This is a genomic window from Sodalis sp. RH21, from assembly GCF_047324175.1.
GTDB lineage: Bacteria > Pseudomonadota > Gammaproteobacteria > Enterobacterales > Enterobacteriaceae > Acerihabitans.
On record NZ_CP178732.1, the window covers coordinates 5589546 to 5608884 of the forward strand.

General features: G+C 57.2%; 14 protein-coding genes. 4 read left to right on the forward strand and 10 right to left on the reverse strand.

The genetic code is table 11. The features are described 5' to 3' along the window. Nucleotides 1-19: 19 nt before the first annotated feature. The 4 genes from bcsB to ACL2XP_RS25785 are packed head-to-tail and all read left to right on the forward strand — an operon-like array spanning nucleotide 20 to nucleotide 8081. Entirely contained in the window at nucleotides 20-2509 is a 2490-nt protein-coding gene (bcsB, locus tag ACL2XP_RS25770) for a cellulose biosynthesis cyclic di-GMP-binding regulatory protein BcsB (protein WP_413736272.1), read from the forward strand. Between the two features lie 49 nt (nucleotides 2510-2558). Further along, nucleotides 2559-6578, forward strand: a complete 4020-nt coding sequence (locus tag ACL2XP_RS25775) for a cellulose synthase subunit BcsC-related outer membrane protein (RefSeq protein WP_413736273.1) — start codon at nucleotides 2559-2561, stop codon at nucleotides 6576-6578. Between the two features lie 2 nt (nucleotides 6579-6580). Next, nucleotides 6581-7066, forward strand: coding sequence for a cellulose biosynthesis protein BcsD (gene bcsD / locus ACL2XP_RS25780; RefSeq protein WP_413736274.1), 486 nt, complete (start codon nucleotides 6581-6583; stop codon nucleotides 7064-7066). Nucleotides 7067-7079: 13 nt separating this feature from the next. After that, entirely contained in the window at nucleotides 7080-8081 is a 1002-nt protein-coding gene (locus ACL2XP_RS25785) for a glycosyl hydrolase family 8 (RefSeq protein ID WP_413736275.1), read from the forward strand. A 97-nt stretch (nucleotides 8082-8178) separates the two neighbouring features. On the opposite strand, the gene dppF is transcribed toward ACL2XP_RS25785, so the two are convergent. From dppF to ACL2XP_RS25835, 10 genes are all read right to left on the reverse strand, one after another. After that, entirely contained in the window at nucleotides 8179-9189 is a 1011-nt protein-coding gene (gene dppF / locus ACL2XP_RS25790; RefSeq protein WP_413736276.1) for a dipeptide ABC transporter ATP-binding subunit DppF, read from the reverse strand. Continuing rightward, on the reverse strand, nucleotides 9186-10166 hold the full coding sequence (gene dppD / locus ACL2XP_RS25795; RefSeq protein ID WP_413736277.1) for a dipeptide ABC transporter ATP-binding protein: 981 nt from the start codon (nucleotides 10164-10166) through the stop codon (nucleotides 9186-9188). Before dppD ends, dppF begins: the two co-directional genes overlap by 4 nt. Before the next feature lie 10 nt (nucleotides 10167-10176). After that, a complete protein-coding gene (gene dppC, locus ACL2XP_RS25800; RefSeq protein ID WP_413736278.1) occupies nucleotides 10177-11079 on the reverse strand; it encodes a dipeptide ABC transporter permease DppC in 903 nt (300 codons plus the stop codon). Nucleotides 11080-11090: 11 nt separating this feature from the next. Next, a complete protein-coding gene (gene dppB / locus ACL2XP_RS25805) occupies nucleotides 11091-12110 on the reverse strand; it encodes a dipeptide ABC transporter permease DppB (protein ID WP_413736279.1) in 1020 nt (339 codons plus the stop codon). Nucleotides 12111-12306: 196 nt separating this feature from the next. Beyond that, a complete protein-coding gene (gene dppA, locus ACL2XP_RS25810; protein WP_413736280.1) occupies nucleotides 12307-13914 on the reverse strand; it encodes a dipeptide ABC transporter periplasmic-binding protein DppA in 1608 nt (535 codons plus the stop codon). 750 nt (nucleotides 13915-14664) lie between these two features. Then, complete coding sequence (locus tag ACL2XP_RS25815; RefSeq protein WP_413736281.1) at nucleotides 14665-15840, reverse strand: sigma 54-interacting transcriptional regulator; 1176 nt, start codon at nucleotides 15838-15840, stop codon at nucleotides 14665-14667. A gap of 1 nt (nucleotide 15841) precedes the next feature. Beyond that, entirely contained in the window at nucleotides 15842-17461 is a 1620-nt protein-coding gene (locus tag ACL2XP_RS25820) for a sigma 54-interacting transcriptional regulator (RefSeq protein WP_413736282.1), read from the reverse strand. Nucleotides 17462-17707: 246 nt separating this feature from the next. Continuing rightward, nucleotides 17708-18337 carry a Fe-only nitrogenase accessory protein AnfO gene (gene anfO / locus ACL2XP_RS25825; RefSeq protein ID WP_413736283.1) on the reverse strand — a complete coding sequence of 210 codons (630 nt, stop codon included), beginning with the start codon at nucleotides 18335-18337 and terminating at the stop codon, nucleotides 17708-17710. A gap of 11 nt (nucleotides 18338-18348) precedes the next feature. Continuing rightward, nucleotides 18349-18855, reverse strand: a complete 507-nt coding sequence (locus ACL2XP_RS25830) for a pyridoxamine 5'-phosphate oxidase family protein (RefSeq protein WP_413736284.1) — start codon at nucleotides 18853-18855, stop codon at nucleotides 18349-18351. A gap of 12 nt (nucleotides 18856-18867) precedes the next feature. Further along, on the reverse strand, nucleotides 18868-19287 hold the full coding sequence (locus tag ACL2XP_RS25835; protein ID WP_413736285.1) for a hypothetical protein: 420 nt from the start codon (nucleotides 19285-19287) through the stop codon (nucleotides 18868-18870). Nucleotides 19288-19339 lie beyond the last annotated feature (52 nt).

Consider the following 19339-nt stretch of genomic DNA (forward strand, 5'->3'; position numbering starts at 1 on the left):
ATCACTCGGAAATAATCGAATGCCATTTCGTATCAGGAAGATTGTCGATTTTTTTGTGCTGGTTGCGGTGCTGGGCAGCTTGGGGACGGCATTCGCCGCCGATGCTCCCGCGCCGGTTTATCATTTACCGCCATTGCCGGTGCAGCCCGGGGCGAGTGCGCAGGACAATGACACCTCCTCTTTGCAATCCGATCCCAACGCCGCTCCCGCCGCGCCGGCGGCCGGCGCAGCCCAGGCCGCGGATGGCGACGCCAATACGCCGCCCGCCGACGGCCTGCCGATAGATTTCCCGCCGCCGGTGGTCAGGGTGGCCCCGCAGAATAACGCGCCCGCGGCACAAAGCGTAGAAAACCAATTGGCGCAAATCACGCCCCTGAGCGATGATGCCATCAGCGTCGCCAGTATGGGCCAGCCGAACGGCCTGACCCTGAGCGGCGGCCAGTTGCAGTCGGGCATCGTGTTCACCCTGCCCCAGGATCAGGTGGCGACCACCGCCCGGCTCTATCTGGAGCTAAAAGTCTCCCCCGCGCTGGCCGCGCGCGATACCAGCCTGCGCCTGATGCTCAACGGCCAGGAATTGGGCAATGTGGCATTAAACCAGGCTAACGCCGCCAATAATGTTTACGAACTGGATATCCCGGCGGCGATGATCGTCAGCAATAATAACTTGAGTTTTAGCGTCAGCGACGAAAATACCCTGCAATGCGAGCGGGAGCTGTCGGACAAATACTGGGTAACCATCCTGCCCACCAGCCGCTTGCAGTTGAGCAGTCAAATCCTGGATATCGGCCGCGACTTAAGCCATTTCCCGCGGCCGTTTTACGACCCGCTGTCCATGAAAGGCTCGTCGGTGGCGTTTATCTTCGGCCAAAAGGTCAAATCCGACGCGGTGGAGGCCGCCAGCCTGCTGGCTTCTTATTTCGGCCTGCTCTCCAACTATCGTAATGTTGATATCCCGGTGCATCTGGATGAATTACCGACCCAAAACGGCGTTCTGTTCGGCGAGCCGGGGGATAAAATAGCCGACATCATCCTGCCGGACGTCAGCGGTCCGACGCTCAAAATGATCGATAACCCGCTCAATCCGGTCTATAAACTGCTGCTGGTGGTCGGACGCAACGGCAATGAGCTGCGCCAGGCCGCCTACCGGCTTATCTCGTCGCCGCTACCGCCCAAGCAGGATGTCATCGCGGTGCAAAACCAGCCCATTCCCACCCGGCAGCCCTATGATGCCCCGCGCTGGATTGATACCACCAAGCCGGTGTATTTAAAGGATCTGGCGCCGAATCAGGAATCATTGACCGCCAACGGCCTGTATCACGACGGCATCCGTATCGGCTTTCGCGCCGCGCCGGATCTGTTTATGTGGGACGGCGATTCCATACCGGTGAAGATTGATTACCGCTTCCCGACCGAAACCTGGATTGATGAAGACCTGTCGCAGCTGAGCATTACGCTTAACGGCACGTTCCTGCAAAGCTTGTCGGTGAACAAACACGGCCTGGTGGAAACCGCCTGGCGCAGGCTGGGCGGCGATACCCGCCAGGAAACGTTCAATCTGCAATTGGCGCCCTATTTGATTTATGGCGACAATCAGATGGAATTTTATTTCGCCCTCAAGCCCAAAGCAGACGCCCCTTGCAGCCTGCTGACCAGCAATAATATCAAAAGCCGCATCGATCCCGATTCTTATATCGATTTGAGCAAGACGCATCATTTTACGCTGTTGCCAAACCTTTCCTATTATGTCGGCGCGGCCTTTCCGTTCAGCCGGCTGGCCGATTTTTCAGAAACGCTGATATTGTTACCCGCCAACCCCGAGGCGGGTGAAATCGCCACGCTGCTGGCCATGGCCGCCCGCGCCGGCAATGCCACCGGAATTCCGCTTAACCATGTGGAAGTGCGTCTTGGCCTGCATGACGGCGCCGCCGCGGAGCTGGGCGCGAAAGATATCCTCGTTTTCGCCTCGCTGAAACAAAATGAGCTGGTGCAGGATCTGCTGGCGGGGTCGCCTTATGAAATGCGCAACGGCCTGCTGACGGTAAAAGAGCAGACCCTGGCCGATCGGCTCAAGGGCTATTTGTCGGGCCGGTTTTTCCGCCAGGGCATCGAGGCCGACCGGTATCTGGCGTCTACCGACGCCTGGCGCGGTTTCCTGAGTTTTAGTTCTCCCTGGGCCAGCAACCGGGTGGTGGTGATGGCCACGGCGACCAGCAGCGATCAGTTGGAACATTTAAATAGCGATTTGCAACTACCGGCGATCAATGCCGGAATACGCGGCGATATTGCGGTAATCAACAGCGAAAATGGCGTAAAAAGCTTTGTTGTCGGTACCCAATTCCACCGGGGCGAAATGCCGTGGTACATGCTGATCATTTGGTACGCCAACCAGCATATTATTTTGCTGTCTTTATGCGGCCTGCTGTTCGCGGCATTGATAGGCAGCTGTAGTTATGTCCTGCTGGCGCGACATGCGGCCAAGCGCCTGGCCAATAGTGCCAATAAATAACGATATTCACCTGATGTCATACCTGAGTGGGTCCTATGGGTAAGAGAAAATGAAACGGCAACTAAAAAAAGAGTTAAAAACGCTGTATGTAGCCGGCCTGGCGGGCCTGTGTTTATTTTCCGCCATGGCCCAGGCAGCGGATAATAGCCCGGCCATCAACGCCTTGCTGCAACAGGCGGCCTATTGGCATGAAAAAGCCCATAACGATCTGGCCCAAGAGTCGTTACAGAAAATTCTGGCGGTGGATGAAAACAATGCCGACGCTCTTTACCTGCTGTCGCTTTATTCATTGCGCGGCGGCCAAAAGGCCGAAGCCCAGAAATGGCGCCAGCGTTTTGTCAAAGCCGCCCCCAACGATGCGCGTTTGCAAAACCTCGACAGCGCCAGCGTACTGCAAACCATCTCCCCCACCCAGTTAGCCAATGCCCGGCAACTGGCGGCGCAGGGTAATACCGCGCGCGCCATTGAAAGCTACCGTACCCTGTTCCAGGGCAGCCAGCCGCTGGACAGCCTGGCGGTGGAATATTACGAAACCCTGGCCGGTGTTCCGGCTTCGCGCCAGGAAGCCATTACCGGCTTACGCAACCGCCTTGGCCAGCAGCCAACCGATAAAGCCGTCCAATTAGCGCTGGGCCGCATCCTGACTTATGACGAAACCACCCGCCGCGAAGGGATCGGCCTGCTGGCGCCGCTGGCGACCAATAATAAAGGGGCGGATAACGCCCTGCGCCAGGCGTTGATCTGGATGGTGCCCCAGCCCGAAGATAAAGCGGCGTTCGACAATTATATGCAGCGCCATCCCAGCGATAGCGCGGTGTTGGAACATTTCCAGCAAGCGGTGGGAGGCGCTGAGAAAGGCCAGGGCTATAGCGCCCTTAACAGCGGCGATCTGGCGGCGGCGCGCGGCCGGTTCGAGGCGGTATTGACCACCAACCCCAATGATGGCGACGCGTTGGCGGGCCTGGGTTATATCGCGATGCGCGGCAGCGATTTCAGCGCGGCGGAGAACTATCTTAACCAGGCGGTGAAACAGGGCGGTCCAAACAGCGCCCAATGGGCCGCCTTGGCCAAAGACGCGCATTTTTACGGCGAATTGAATAAAGCCAAAGGCGCGGTGTCGGCCGGGGATTTAAATCAGGCGCTGGCCCTCAGTGAACCGCTGACGCAGGCCGAAGGCAATAAAGGCATTTCCGCCGCGTTATTCCGCGCCGACGTGCTGCGCCGGCGCGGCGACCTGGCCGGCGCGGAGCAAATCTATCGCACCGCCTTGTCCCAGGATGCCGGCAATACCGATACCAAACTGGGACTGTATTATACCCTGCACCAGGCCAATAAAACCGTCGAGGCGCAGCAGGTCCTGGCTACCATTCCAGCGGATAAACGTCCGCAGATCGCGGCGGCCGGCGCCGCGGTGAATGTAGACCCGTTGCGCCGCCAGGCCGCGGCGGCGGTGCAGGCCAACGACCCGCAGCGGGCGCTGAATTTATTACAGCAGGCGTTGGAAAAACAGCCCGCCAATATCTGGGTGCGGCTGGATATGGCGCGCATTCTACAAAAGCAGGGCAACGGCGCCCAGGCGCAGGCCATGATGGCCGCAGCCGGGCAGCGCGGCGCGCCGGCGGATAATATCTATGCCGCCGCCCTGTTCGCCAGCGAAACCCAGCGCTGGGCCGTCGCATCGCAACTGCTGTCATCTATTCCCGAGAACCGCCGCAACCGCGCTATGCGCGATTTGGCCGCCCGGGTCGGTTTTAACGAGCAAATGGCCAGCGCCGAGCGCTATATGCAGCAGGGCAACCGCACCGCCGCGCTCAACACCCTGCGCGGTCTGGCGCAATCCCCGCCGGCCGCCCCGGCCGATGTCGGCAATTTGGCCCGCAATCTGATGGTCCTGGGCGATACCGCTACCGCGGTTTCCCTGGTGCGCAATAATATGCGTACCGGCGTCAACGGCAATGCGGGCGATTATGCCGCCCAGGTAGGCGTACTCAACCAGGCGGGCCTGACCGCCGAGGCGGAAGCCTGGATGAACGATCCGCGCATTTTAGCCAGCACCACCCCGGACGAGCTGAGCCGGATACGCCAGGGCTCGGTGATTAATCAGGCCGACGAGCTGCGGGAACGGGGCCAGTACGGCGCGGCGTATGACAAGCTGATTGCCGCCATGCAAAGCGACCCGCAGAATGTCGATTTAATGCTGGCCATGGCGCGTTTATATCAGTCCGGCAAAATGAACGATCAGGCGGCGCGGGTCTATAACTATGTGCTGACGCGCGAGCCGCAAAACGAAGGCGCGCGTGAAGGCGCCGCCAGCGCCGCCCTGGCGCAGGGCGATGTCGGCCGGGCCAAGCAGCTGGTGGCCGGCATGCAAGGTCCCAGGTCGGTGGATCGCCTGGTGCTGGAAGCCCGCATCGCGGAAGCATCGGGCGATCACGATCAGGCCCTGGCCCTGCTGCGCTCCGCCAAAGGCCGGGTCCTTGGCCTGAACTCAGCCGCCGCCGGCGCGCCCCCGGCGATCGGCGGCCTGCAAATGGCCGACAATCCCTTCGTTAATCAACGCAGCGGCGCCGCCACGCCGCGTACCGCATCCAGTTACGGCACGGTGCTGCCGTGGCAGCAATCGGACAATGTGGCGCCGTTGCCGCTGACCGGCATGTCGCCGGCCATGGCCGCCGCCGAAACCCCGGAAAGCCGCGAGCTGACGCAAATAAATGCCATGCTTGATGACATCCAGGGCAGGACCGCGACCTGGGCGCGGGGCGATATCAGCATGCGCAGCCGTGATGGCGAAAGCGGGCTGAGCAACCTGACGGAAATCAAGGCGCCGGTTTCGTTTTCCGGCGTGCCATTCGACAGTTCCCGCCTGAAGCTGACGGTAACGCCGGTATCCCTGGATGCCGGCACCACGTCCGGCACCGCGAATAACCGCTTTGGCACCGGCGCGTTGCAAAACGCCCTGGCGGCCCAAAATACCGTGAGCAAGGCCCTTGAGGTACTGCGTACCTCGGTGAACGCCGAAACCGGCGAGCGGCTGTTTACCGATGCGCAGATAGATGCGTATAAAACGAAAACCCTGAGCGAAATTCAAAGCGAAGCGGCCACGCTGTATAACACCAACTGTAATTCCAGCTCCAGCGCCGATATCGCCACGGCCTGTACCGCCGGCAGCCAAATTACCAGCGTGGTTCCCGATAATTATATCGCCAATCCGTCCGGCTCGCAGCGCGCGTCGGGGGCGGAAGTCAACGTGGCGCTCAGTGGCGACAGCTATAAAGCGGATATCGGCACCACGCCACTGGGCGAGGATTTAAGCTCGCTGGTGGGCGGCCTGGAATGGTCTCCCAGCCTGACCAGCTTCAGTAAATTACAGCTGATCGCCGAGCGCCGCGCCGTGACCGACAGCCTGCTGGCCTACGTCGGTACCGAGGATAAATACACCGGTAAAAGATGGGGCCAGGTGACCAAAAACGGCGGCAGCGCGCAATACTCCTATGACAATGGCGACGCCGGGCTGTACGCGGGTATCGGCGCTTATAACTATTTGGGCGAGAACGTGCCCAGCAATACCGGCATCACCTCTTCCGTCGGGTTCTACGTGCGGCCCTACCGGGTCAACGGCGATGAAGTTAAAACCGGCGTGAATATCACGTATATGAATTACGATAAAAACCTGAGCTACTTCAGTTACGGCCAGGGGGGTTATTTCAGCCCGCAGAATTACGTCAGTTTCTCGCTGCCCCTTGAATACACCCAAAAATACGCCGATTGGGATTTAACCTTGGGCGGCTCGGTGGGCTATCAATCCTATTCCCAGGATAAAAGCGCGTACTACCCCGGCGATAAAAATTTGCAAACGCAACTTGAGCAGCTTATCGCCAACGGTTACGGCGCTACGGCTTATTACGATGCCCGCAATGAGAATGGCGTAAGTTATAATGTCCATGCCAACGGCAGCTACAAGATTAATACCAATATGTCGGTAGGGGGCCAGGTGGGCTACGATACCTTTGGCGATTACTCCGAAAGTACCGCGCTGGTGTACTTTAAATATTTATTAGGTGGTAAATAAGAATGCAGGATTTGCCGAATACCGCTACCGAGCTCGACTACTTGCGCCGGCAGCAATACCGGGCCGGCTGGCAGGATCTGCTGGATATCATGATTTCGGGCATCGCCGAAAACGCCAGCGATGAAGACCGCCGCCAGTTTCTCAATTTGATGGGCAACCGGCTGGCCGGGCGCTTTCCTTTGGCCCAGGCCGAAACCGTGGGCGATTTGGAAGATCAGCTCAATCGGCTGTGGTCGGATTTTCATTGGGGATTCGTGAGGCTCCATCCGGGTGAAACCCATCTGATACTGACGCATCACGCCTTCCCCGCCGCCGCGCCCGGCGCGCAGGAGCAACGGCAACAATGGAACGACGGATTGGCGGCTATACTGGAAGGAGCTTATGCTGAATGGTTATTGGCCCAAGGCGGCCAGCCTCATGTCCCGCTGCGTTGGTTGCCTGACGGCGCGGAAGGCGTTATGACCTTTAGCTATCAAAACGGTATATAGGGATTATTGAGTTATGAAACTTGCACGCCATGTCGCTCTGCTGCTCGGTTTGGTTTTCGCATTGCTGACGGGTATTGCGCAAGCCGATAATGCCGGCTGGCAACATTACAAAAACCGCTTTATGCTGCCGGAAGGCCGGATAATCGATACCGGCAATCACAACGTCAGCCATACCGAGGGCCAGGGCTTTGCCATGCTGCTGGCGGTTAGCTATAACGATCGCCCTGCGTTTGATAGCTTGTTGAAATGGACGAATGAGCATTTGTACCGTAAAGATATCGGGCTGTATTCCTGGCGCTACGATCCTGCCGCCACTCCGCCGGTATCCGACATCAATAATGCGTCCGACGGCGACACCCTGATCGCCTGGGCGCTGTTGCAGGCGGGCCAGAAATGGCGGCAGCCGGCCTATACCGCGGCCTCCAATGCGCTGCAGACCGCGATTATCAAACACAATGTCATCAAGTTCGCCGGTTACACCATCCTGCTGCCCGGCGCGTCGGGTTTTAACCAGAACAGCGCCGTTACGCTTAATCCGTCCTATTTTATTTTCCCCGCCTGGCAGGCGTTTTATCAAAACAGCCATCTTAAAGTCTGGAACGATTTGTCCACCGATTCCCTCGCGCTGCTGGCGACGATGCGTTTTGGCGATCCGCAGCTGCCCACCGATTGGGTGACCTTGCGGGCGGACAAAACGCTGTCCCCGTCGGATCGCTGGCCGTCCCGTTTCAGTTATGACGCCGTACGTATTCCGCTGTATATCAACTGGGCGCAGCGTAATAGCGTGGCGCTGGGGCCGTATGTCGCGTACTGGCGCCAGTTTGACCGCTTAAGCACTCCCGCCTGGGTAGACGTGTTAACCGGCGCCAAAGCCGGCTATATGCTGTCGCCGGGTATGCTGGCGATCCGCGACGCGATCATGGGCAACGGCGCGCAGGTGAACGAAAATATCCAACCGCAGGAAGATTACTACTCCGCCAGCCTGCGGCTGCTGACGTTCTGGTCGCTGAAATAGCGCGGCCGCCGGGTGCGCAACGGTTGTCCCGCCACTAAAAAAGCGGGCGGAGAATATACTCTCCGCCCGCTTTTTTGTGGCCCATGGCATCAGTCTATCAGCGAATATTCTGCGCTTCGTCCTGATCCACGGCAAAACACGCCACCAACTGGTCGCCGTAGCGCTTAAGCTGCGGCTGCAATTCGGTACAAGTACCGAAACGACGGCGGCAGCGGGCGCTGAAGGCGCATCCCGGCGGCGGGTTCAGGGGACTTGGCAGCTCGCCGGTCAGCTTAATCCGCTCCCGGCGCAAATCCGGGTTCAGACGCGGGGTGGCCGACAATAGTGCCTGGGTATAAGGATGGCGCGGATTGTCGAAAATGGCCTGCTTGCTGCCCTTCTCCACGCAGCGCCCCAGGTACATCACCATCACTTCATCGGCAATATGCTCCACCACCGATAGATCGTGGGAGATAAACACATACGACAGCCCCATCTCCTGCTGCAAATCCATCATCAGGTTCAGCACCTGGGCGCGGACCGACACATCCAGCGCTGATACCGGCTCATCGGCGATCACCACGTCCGGCTCCAGCATCAGGCCGCGGGCGATGGCGATACGCTGGCGCTGCCCGCCCGAGAACATATGCGGGTAGCGGTCGTAATATTCCGTGCGCAGGCCCACTTTCGCCATCATGGCCAGCGCTTTTTCACGCCGCTCCGCCCGGTTGAGCGTGGTATTGATTTGCAGCGGCTCTTCCAGGATCTGCCCGACTTTCTTGCGCGGATTCAGGGAACCGTAGGGGTTCTGGAAGACGATCTGGATCTTTTGGCGGCGCAAATGCTCCGAAGTGATATCCGGCTTGAGCAGATCCTGCCCTAAATAGTGCAGTTCGCCTCCGGTAGGCGCTTCAATCATGGTCAACAACCGGCCCAGCGTGGATTTACCGCAGCCGGATTCGCCGACCACCGCCAGGGTTTTGCCGCGCTCCAGGGTAAAGGAGACGCCGTCCAGGGCCTTCACCATGGTTTCCTTGGCGAATAATCCTTTTTTTACCGGGTAATATTTCTTTAAATCAACCGCATGCAGCAGCGCGGTGGATTTAGGATCGTAAATGGCTTCGCTCATCGGGTAGGCCTCCCGGCATCATCCAGCGGATAGTGGCATTTTGACTGACGATCGGGCAGATCCCTGAGTTCCGGTTCCACCCGGCGGCAATAATCGGTGGCGTAGGGACAGCGGGGATTGAGCAGACAACCGGTCGGCCGATCGTATTTACCCGGCACCATGCCGGGCAACGACGCCAGCCGCGCTTTATCAGTGGCGAATTCCGGCAGGGCGGCCAGCAGCGCCTGGGTATACGGATGGCGCGGCGCGCGGAAAATCTCCGTCGCCTTGCCGGTTTCCACCACCTGTCCGGCATACATCACGATAATATGATGCGCCGCTTCCGCCACCAGGGCCAGGTCATGGGTAATCAGCACCAGCGCCATATTTTCCCGCTGCTGAAGATCGAGCAGCAGTTCAATAATCTGCGCCTGGATGGTCACATCCAGCGCGGTGGTCGGTTCATCGGCAATCAGCAGCTTGGGCCGGCAGGCGATCGCCATGGCGATCATCACCCGCTGGCTCATGCCGCCGGACAACTGGTGCGGGTAGACATCCAGGCGCGACGCCGGAGCGGGAATCCCCACCAGGGTCAATAAATCGATTGCCCGCTGGCGGCGGGTTTTGCGGTTGCCGCCCTGGTGGACCTTGATGGCTTCCATAATCTGAAAACCCACGGTGTAGCAGGGGTTGAGGCTGGTCATCGGGTCCTGGAAAATCATGGCGATGTCGGCGCCAATCAGCTGGCGACGTTCGCGGCTGGAGATTTTCTGCAAATCCCGGCCGTTGAACACCAGGTTTTCCGCCATGACGCGGCCGGGGAAATCAATCAATCCCATGATGGCCAGCGAGCTGACCGACTTACCGGAGCCGGATTCGCCGACGATACCCACTACCTGGCCTTGTTCCACCTGGTAGCTGATGCGATCCACGGCACGAAACGGCGTTCCTTCATCACCGAAATGCACCGATAGTTTATCTATGGTTAATAACGCCATTGCTTCCTCATTACTGCTTGAGTTTGGGGTCGAGAGCATCACGCAGGCCGTCCCCCATCAAATTAAAGGCTAATACGGTGAGCAGGATAATGAACCCCGGGAAGGTCACCACCCACCAGGCACTTTGCGCGAACTGCAACACATCGGCGAGCATGGTGCCCCACTCCGGTGTCGGCGGCTGCGCGCCCATGCCCAGAAAGCCCAACGCGGCCATATCAAGGATGGCATTGGAGAACCCCAGCGATGCCTGCACGATCAGCGGCGCCAGACAGTTGGGAAGGATATTGATAAACATCTGGCGCATTGGCCCGGCGCCGGCCACGCCGGAGGCGGTCACGTAATCGCGGTTCACCTCGCCGAGCACCGCCGCGCGCGTTAAACGCACATAGTGCGGCAGGGCGACGAACGTCAGCGCCAGCGAGGCGTTAACGATGGACGGGCCGAATACCGCCACCAGCACCAGGGCCAGCAGCAGGCTGGGCAGCGCCAGCATGATATCCACCACGCGCATGATGACCACGTCCACCAAACCGCCGATATAGCCGGACAGCAGGCCGAAAATCACCCCGAAAATCAGCGACAGCGCCACCACCAGGCAGCCCACCAGCAGGGACAGACGCGCGCCGTACATCAGGCGGGTCAGGATATCGCGGCCGACATCGTCGGTGCCCAGGATAAACTGCCAGCTGCCGCCGTCCATCCAGACCGGCGGGCGCAGCAGCGCTTCGCGGAACTGCTCCGCCGGACCATGAGGCGCAAGCACCCCGGCGCCGATGGCGATAACAAACATCAAAATGATATAAGCCAGGCCGATAACCGCGCCTTTATTACGTTTAAAATAATGCCAGAACTCCTGGAGCGGGGTCATGGGCTTCGGTGCGCCGGTCACTACCGGCTCAGAGATTTCAGTCATTTTCCATTCCCCTATTTCTTGTGGCGAATACGCGGGTTAACCACGCCGTACAGCACGTCCACCAGCAGATTCACCACAATAATCAGGATCGCTACCAATAACACCCCACCCTGAACCACCGGATAATCCCGGCGTTGCAAGGCCTCGATCAGCCAGCGGCCCAAACCCGGCCAGGAGAAAATCGTCTCCGTCAGGATGGCGCCCGCCAGCAGGGTGCCGACCTGCAGGCCGATCACCGTGACTACCGGCAACAGCGCGTTACGCAGGGCATGGACAATGATGACGCGCATCCGGCTCAGGCCTTTGGCGCGCGCGGTGCGGATATAATCTTCGCTCAGGACTTCCAGCATGGCCGAACGGGTCATGCGCACGATGACCGCCAGCGGAATGGTGCCCAGCACGATCGCCGGCAGGATCATATGCATCACCGCGTCTTTAAAGTCCCCGGGCTGGCCCCAAAAAAAGGTATCGATCAGCATGAAGCCGGTCAGGGGCATGGTATCGTCCAGGAACACCGTATCCCCCACCCGGCCGGAAACCGGGGTGAGATTAAAGTGCACCGACACCAGCATGATAAGCATCATGCCCCACCAGAAAATCGGCATCGAGTAACCGGCCAGGGAAATACTGACCGCGGTGTGATCAAATAACGAACCGCGCTTTACTGCCGCCAGCACCCCGGCGGGGATACCTACCAGCACGGCGAAAATCATCGCGCAAACACCCAGTTCCAGGGTCGCCTGGAAACGCGGCACGAATTCCTGCCAGACGGGGATGCGGCTTTTAAGTGAAATACCCAGGTCACCGTGCAAAATGCCGATAACATAGTTGACGTATTGCTGAAATAACGGTTTATCCAGGCCTAACTGCGCCATCATCTCTGCGTGGCGTTCCGGGGACATCCCGCGCTCGCCGGCCATGATCAATACCGGATCGCCGGGGATCATATGGACAAACGCAAACGTCAGCAAAGTAATACCAATAAACGTCGGGATAACGAGTCCCAAACGTCGGAGTATGAACTGCAACATATTCCGAACTCTCTGTTTCTGTAAAAAGTTTACCCGGACGCGTGAAGCGGCCGGGTTATCAAAGCTCACATCTTCAGGATTCCCCCCGTGGCCTCGCTGGCGCGATACCTTCCCCGGTGCGGCACCGGGGAATACTCCCGCTTCCTCGCATGGGTGGAGGAAGCTCCCTTGAGGGATATGGGGGGTTAAATGACCTTTAGTCTAAAGATACGTTCTCGAAATGATGTTTACCCAATGGATCGACCACATATCCTTTGACTTCTTTACGCACCGGTTCGTATACCGTTGAATGGGCAACGATTAACGCCGGCGCCTGATCGTGCATCACCACTTGAGCCTGCTTGTACAGGTCAATGCGTTTTGCATGATCGGAGGTGCTGCGGGCCGGTTGAATCAGATCTTCAAACGGTTTGTAGCACCATCTTGAGTAGTTGGAGCCGTCTTTAGCCGCATCGCAGCTAAACAGGGTGGCGAAGAAGTTGTCCGGATCCCCATTGTCCCCGGTCCAGCCCATCATAACGGACTGATGTTCGCCGGCTTTGGCACGCTTGAGGTATTCGCCCCATTCGTAGCTGACGATCTTGGCTTTAACGCCGATTTTCGCCCAGTCGGACTGGATCAGTTCCGCCATGCGGCGGGCATTGGGGTTATAGGGACGCTGAACCGGCATCGCCCACAAATCGATGGAGAAACCGTCCGGCAATCCCGCTTCTTTCAGCAGTTCCTTCGCTTTGGCCGGATCGTAAGCATAATCCTGCACCGCGTCGTTATAACTCCACATGGTCGGCGGAATCAGGTTTTTAGCCGGCTGGCCGGCGCCCTGGTAAACCGCGTCGATGATGGCGGATTTATTGACGGCGGTAATCAGCGCCTGGCGAACCTTCAGGTTATCCAGCGGTTTTTTCTCGACGTTGAACGCCAGATAGCCGACGTTCAGCCCGGGCTGTTCCATCAAATTGATGGTTTTATCTTCTTTCATGCGCGCGATATCGGCCGGATTGGGATACGGCATAATCTGGCATTCGTTTTTCTGCAATTTGGCATACCGTACCGAGGCGTCCGGCGTAATGGAGAACACCAGGCGATCGATTTTCGGTTTGGTGCCCCAGTAGTTTTCGAACGCTTTGTACAGGATGCGGGAGTCTTTCTGGTATTGCAGCAGTTGGAACGGACCGGTACCGATAGGGTTAAGATCGATTTTTTCCGGCGTGCCTGCTTTTTGCATCGAATCCGCATACTGGGCGGACATAATGGAAGCAAAATCCATGGCCAGGTCGGCCAGGAATGGGGACTCTTCGCGGGTCAGATTAAAGCGGACGGTATAATCATCGACTTTTTCGACGCTGCCGATCAAATCGCCCATGCCCATGCCGTCAAAATACTCGTAGTTGCCGCCGGATACTTTATGGTACGGGTTGTTGGCGTCTTTCTGCCGCATAAAGGAGAAGATCACATCGTCGGCGTTAAAATCGCGGGTCGGTTTGAAATCTTTGCTTTCCTGCCATTTCACACCCTTGCGCAAATGGAAGGTGTAAGCCTTGCCATCGGCGCTGATTTCCCATTTTTCCGCCAGGCTCGGAATCACTTCCGTGGTGCCCAGTTTAAAATCGACCAGACGGTTATAGATCGGCACGGAACTGGCATCAAAACTGGTGCCAGAGGTAAATAGCTGCGGGTTAAACCCTTCAGGCGAGCCCTCTGAACAATACACCAGAGTTTTTGCCTGAACGCTGGCCGCCACGGCTAAAGCCGCCAGGCTAATGCCGACCTTCAGTATCCCTGATTTGGTCAAGGAAATTGTCATCGTTATGCTCCATTGTATGATGTGATGTTGTGTGTTGTACGGCCAGACGCTGTTTTTTTTAGTGCTGCGGTCTGTGCAGTTATGCCTTGCGGCATCAGAACTGAAGAAGGGAAATTTGCCGGAGCGCCTGGTGAAAAGCACCGACCGACATGTTGAATGTGCGGACCCATCCAAACAATCCTTTGCCCCTCCTGACTTCCGAGGCTCCCAATTTGGCAACAGTTTGCCAATACGTCAATATAACCAGTAAGGATTTACAAATTTCGTGATGTCCGTCGAGCGCACATAAACCACAGGCGTATGGCGGAAAAAATAGCACGATCGGCAGTGGTTAAGGTAATAACCTGAAGTATTTCACTATGTGACAAAATTTTAATAGTCATACATTCTAATTAAAAACAAAAAATATTTTTTTCCGAATGGCGAATATATGAACTCTTGTTTCATAATTTTCACATAAAGGCAGGTTAAAATGCTGTGATTTATTTGAGTTAATGCCCACATCCACAGCTCTCGTCCATGATTTGCCAAACTATCTGCGCATTATAAATAAACGTTATGACTATCCATAAGCATATCATAGGATCACCCACTACCAATATCCGCACCTACGATATATTCAGCTGATTTAATTATCAATTTTAGCCGGCGACCGCGACCTGCGGACCGCGGTGCTCCTCCCGGCGGCCTGAAATGGCCTAGCGGGCGCAAAGTGTATTTAGCCTATGGGAAATAGCCGTCTTTTTACCGCTAGAATTTCTTTACTTCGATATGCCATTTCTTTAGGGCGTAATAAAGTTGCCTGGGCGTAATATTCAGCAAACGGGCGGCCTTGGCTTTTACCCCGCCGCTTTTTTCCAAAGCCGCGACCAGGCGATAGCGGATAGCCTCGTCATCGGCGTAGGACGCGCGCTTTGCCATCGGCTGGGCATTGCAGGCGCCCGGCTGCCATAACGGGGCGGCCTGCACGGCCGTCGCCCCGGCGCCTGGCCTGGGAAGGCCGGCGTCCGGCTGCTGAGTGATTTTTTGATTCAAATGCTGCCGATAGCAGCGGCCGGATAAACACGGCAGTTGAGGGATAGCGTTGCCCACGGCCTGCAAAGCGGCATGTTCAAGGCAATTCTCCAAATCGCGCACATTGCCCGGCCAGTGGCATAAATAGAGAGGCGCCAACGCGGCCTCGGCCATCGATAAATGCAGGCCGTTAAGGCGGTTATAGCGTTCAAAGAAATAATCCACCAATCCGGGGATATCTTCTTTACGATCCCGCAGGGAGGGAAGATTAATCGTGGCAATATGGATGCGATAATAGAGTTCGGCTAAAAATTCCCCCTGCACCATCATTTGCTCAAGATTTTTCTCCGTGGCGCAAATAATACGTACGTTGCTGGCAAAAGTATGCGGGCTGCCCAGGGGTTTATATACCTGCTCTTGCAGCAGGCGCAGCAGACGTTTTTGCAACGATAGCGAGAAGTGGCCGACTTCGCTGATAAACAACGTCCCCCCCGCCGCCAGGGAAATATCGCCGGGATATTGCGCCGGCGGCTGTGCGGCGTTCGGTAAAAAACCGCTGTCAAAACCGAACAACTCCCGCATAATCTCTTCATTATTCAGGTAGTCGCAGCAGACCTTGATAAACGGACCGGCGCGATTTTGCGACTGGCCATGGATGGCGCGGGCGATAATATCCTTGCCGGTGCCCGGCTCGCCGCGCAGTAAGACCGCCGAACGGGTAGGCGCTATTTTGGCCACCGCCGACATAATGCGTTTCATGGTAAAAGAGCGGGTAATGATCCGGTCGACTTCATGCTTTCCGGCGGCCTTGCGCGCGCGCGGGCCCGTGCGTGGGCCAAGATTATCGGCGCAATGCGCGATGGTGATGCTTTCTTTTATGCCCTCCCCGCCGGGATCTTCCGTCCTGGTCATCTTAATCTCCGCACCGGTAGCTTTTGTAATTCAATTGATATTTCGCCATGCGCAGGCCAAGCATGCGGCGGGTCAGGCCCAGTTGGGCGGCCGCCTTGGACATATTGCCCTGGTGGCGCGCCAGCGATTCGACGATGATTTCGTACTCCATCCGGGATAAGCGCGCCTCCAGGCCCGCTTGGTCGCCGAGTTCGCCCAACGCGGCCGGTTGCAACGAGTTGGGCAAATTATAGCTGTGGATAACGCCGTCTTCCGCCAGCAGCACCGCCCGCTCCATCAGGTTTTCCAGCTCCCGCACATTGCCCGGCCAGTCGTAGCCCAGCAATAAATTCAGCGCGGGGGTGGCGATGGCCGGTACCTCCACCTGCTGCTCTTTGGCAAACCAGGCGTTGAAATGATCGGCCAGTATCAGGATATCGTTGCCCCGTTCACGCAGCGGCGGAATAATAATCGGGAAAACATTCAGCCGGTAAAACAGATCCTCGCGAAATGTCCCCTGGGCGACCATGTCGGTTAAATCGCAGTGGGTGGCCGCCAATATCCGCACGTTAACCTTTATCGACTCATTACTGCCCAAACGCTCAAAGCAGCGCTCCTGGATCACCCGCAGCAGCTTGGCCTGAGCCGGGGGCGAAAGCTCGCCCACTTCATCCAGAAAAATAGTGCCGCCATCGGCTTCTTCAAATCGCCCTGCCCGGCGGGCCACCGCGCCGGTAAAAGCGCCTTTTTCATGGCCGAACAGCTCGCTTTCAATCACGCTTTCCGGCAAAGAAGCGCAGTTGAATTTGACGAAAGGCCCGCTGGCGCAACTGCTATTGTAATGGATGGCGCTGGCGACCCGTTCTTTGCCCACCCCGCTCTCGCCGAGAATCAATACCGTCGTCCGGGCGCGGCTGACCTTTTCAATCATCCGGTATACCGACTGCATGGCCTTGGAGTTGCCGATAATATTCGCCGGCTTGAATTTTTCCTTTAATTCATGGTTAAGCCGGGCGTGCTGATCCTGCAACACCTGTTTATGGGCGCGCTCCAGAAGATGCAGTTCCACCGCCTGGGCGATAGTTGTGGCGATAATGGCCAGCACTTCCAGATCCAGATAGAGCAACTGCCGGTTATTGTATAAACGTTCGACCCCGATGGTGCCCATGACTTTCATGCCGCGCATAATGGGCACGCAAATAAACGACAGCCGGCCGTCCTGGGTTTTATCCCAGCTACCGGTGCGATTAAGGAATAGAGGTTCATCGGCGATCAGCGGTACGATAATGGGCTGCCTGGTTTCCACGACTTTACCGGTAATGCCTTCCCCCGGATAATAAACGCCCTTTTCAATTTCCTCCGGCGATAAACCGAAGCTTTCATGGATAAAAATCTGATCGCAGCTGGCGTCATAAAGGGAAATCATCGCCCTGGTGACCTGCAAATGTTTTTGCATCAGTTCAAGCACCAGTTTTAAGGTCTTGGATAAGGAGCCGCCGACGCTCACCACTTTACTGACTTCCGAGAGCAAAGGCAGCAGTTCGGAGCGGCATTCACCCAGTTGGCAGGTAAAAGAGAGCGACTCGGCCAACGATGGCCGGGTTGGAATGGGTTTAATCATGGCATTCTTCACAAGCTTCATGACCCTCTCCTGGGCGATTACCGCCGACGGCAACAGCATGGTGATATTGAACTGTAAATGGTGCAAATGAGGGGCCAGAACGGTTTATCCGCCATCGTTATATAATAAAATATATAACGACATGATTTACCATTACATTCTTGACGGCGGCGCGGCGGGCGCCGGTGCGATTGGCGGTGGGCCGGTTGTCTCAAAAGCGACAACCGGCGGTTGGCATTGTTGGGTTTAATACGTCGGGATACTGGGCTAAGACCCGGGCGGCGTGGGAAACACCACCGCATAACAGCGGCCGTCAGCGGTTTTCCCTATATCCACGGCCAGCTTCAAGCGCGGGAACTCACGCTTGAACCATTTGGGCACATGGTCGCAGACAATGGCGATTTTCTCGAACGGGGTGTGTTGGAAAAACGGCAGCAATACCTGTTTTGAGGTAAGCGCGCCGTCGCTTTGCAGGGCGTCGATCAAATTAAGCCGGTACTCCCCCGGCGCCTCGCCCGGTTGGATAAAGCGCCCGGGCGCAGTTGCCGTCAAGGCCGATGCCCTGCCGGCTTGCTCCGCTACCCGCTGCTGGATTTGCTGCAAGAAAAATTCCGGTTCGCCGGCAAGACGCCACATCACGATACCCATGCCGTCAAAAAACGACAGCAGCGCACCGGTAATGGAGCGGGCCACAAAATGGCGGCACCCGGCCAGATCCGCCAGCATGGACAGGGTTCGGGTCCTGATTTCAGTCAGTCCCATTCCGTCGTCCAGAGCAAAGGGGATATCCCGCACCGGCCGCCATCCGGCCGGGGACGATTCGAAGACCCTGACCGTGCCGGGCTGGTAAAGCGAGGCGGTCCGGCCGTCCGGGTCAATAAATACCGCTATTTTCATAGATATCTCCCCTAAAAACCGTGTTTTTTGCCCTTCATCGAGACGACATCAACGCGCAATACCCGTGTGGCCCGCAGGTTTTCCGGCGGGAATTGCCAGGCTTTATCGCTAAAGCGCGCCACGATCAGGTTCAGGGCGGCGATCTTCTCCTGCTCCTGTTCAATAAAGACCGCTTTGCCAAAACCGATTACCGTACGGTGCCGGGCCTCGAAGTTACAAATAACCTCGCTTTCCACCACGCCGTGTTCCGTTGATATGGCAAAGCACAGGTTATTATTTTGTTTAATGATGGCTATTTTGGTGCCGGCCCTGGCCGAATGGAAATAGAGCGCGCTGCCGTCCCAGGCATAAAATACCGGCACCATAAACGGCATATCGCCATCTGCCAACGCGATATACATCACTTTCGAGGAAGCCAATATCTCATCGATTTCCGCCCGGTCGGTGATTTCCCGGTCATCCCGGCGCATGGCGCCGTGGGGATGCCCCTGCGCGGGGTGCGCTGTTATCGGGTGCATATGATCCTCTGATTACTCAAACGGGAAGGTGCGGGTTTCCAGCGGGGCCAATAGCGCCGCCAGCGCCCGGCAAACGGCAATAATGCCGGTCACATCCTCCGGGGTAGGCGTGCCGTGATGATAATTTTCCAGCGAACAGATACCGAAAATATCATCCAGCGCCCGGATATCGCGGCTCAGTGCCGCATCGAATTGCATCACTTCCTCCGCCGTATCCATCAGGCTGGCGTAGTTATGATTAAACGGCATGCTGCCGTACCAGGCGCACAGTGCGATCAGATAACATTCGACGGCAATGGACGCCACGTTGAAAATCAGGCCGGGAGATTGCGCCTGGCCGGCAAACAGTTCCGCACGGCGGTGATACCCCCGCGCATTCACGGAAAGCCGGGCGAATTTTTGCCGATCGGTTTCAAATATCATTTTCGACATCGGTTAGCTCCTCCAGGAGTACCATGGCCGGATACGGAACGCCGCCATCCGG

Bases quoted from the DNA above. Each gene is read 5' to 3' on its own strand.
- bcsD (WP_413736274.1), top strand. From the start codon at position 6,581: ATGCAGGATTTGCCGAATACCGCTACCGAGCTCGACTACTTGCGCCGG.
- ACL2XP_RS25775 (WP_413736273.1), top strand. From the start codon at position 2,559: ATGAAACGGCAACTAAAAAAAGAGTTAAAAACGCTGTATGTAGCCGGC.
- bcsB (WP_413736272.1), top strand. From the start codon at position 20: ATGCCATTTCGTATCAGGAAGATTGTCGATTTTTTTGTGCTGGTTGCG.
- ACL2XP_RS25785 (WP_413736275.1), top strand. From the start codon at position 7,080: ATGAAACTTGCACGCCATGTCGCTCTGCTGCTCGGTTTGGTTTTCGCA.
- ACL2XP_RS25820 (WP_413736282.1), bottom strand. From the start codon at position 17,461: ATGAAGCTTGTGAAGAATGCCATGATTAAACCCATTCCAACCCGGCCA.
- ACL2XP_RS25830 (WP_413736284.1), bottom strand. From the start codon at position 18,855: ATGCACCCGATAACAGCGCACCCCGCGCAGGGGCATCCCCACGGCGCC.
- dppA (WP_413736280.1), bottom strand. From the start codon at position 13,914: ATGACAATTTCCTTGACCAAATCAGGGATACTGAAGGTCGGCATTAGC.
- ACL2XP_RS25835 (WP_413736285.1), bottom strand. From the start codon at position 19,287: ATGTCGAAAATGATATTTGAAACCGATCGGCAAAAATTCGCCCGGCTT.
- anfO (WP_413736283.1), bottom strand. From the start codon at position 18,337: ATGAAAATAGCGGTATTTATTGACCCGGACGGCCGGACCGCCTCGCTT.
- dppD (WP_413736277.1), bottom strand. From the start codon at position 10,166: ATGGCGTTATTAACCATAGATAAACTATCGGTGCATTTCGGTGATGAA.
- dppC (WP_413736278.1), bottom strand. From the start codon at position 11,079: ATGACTGAAATCTCTGAGCCGGTAGTGACCGGCGCACCGAAGCCCATG.
- ACL2XP_RS25815 (WP_413736281.1), bottom strand. From the start codon at position 15,840: ATGACCAGGACGGAAGATCCCGGCGGGGAGGGCATAAAAGAAAGCATC.
- dppF (WP_413736276.1), bottom strand. From the start codon at position 9,189: ATGAGCGAAGCCATTTACGATCCTAAATCCACCGCGCTGCTGCATGCG.
- dppB (WP_413736279.1), bottom strand. From the start codon at position 12,110: ATGTTGCAGTTCATACTCCGACGTTTGGGACTCGTTATCCCGACGTTT.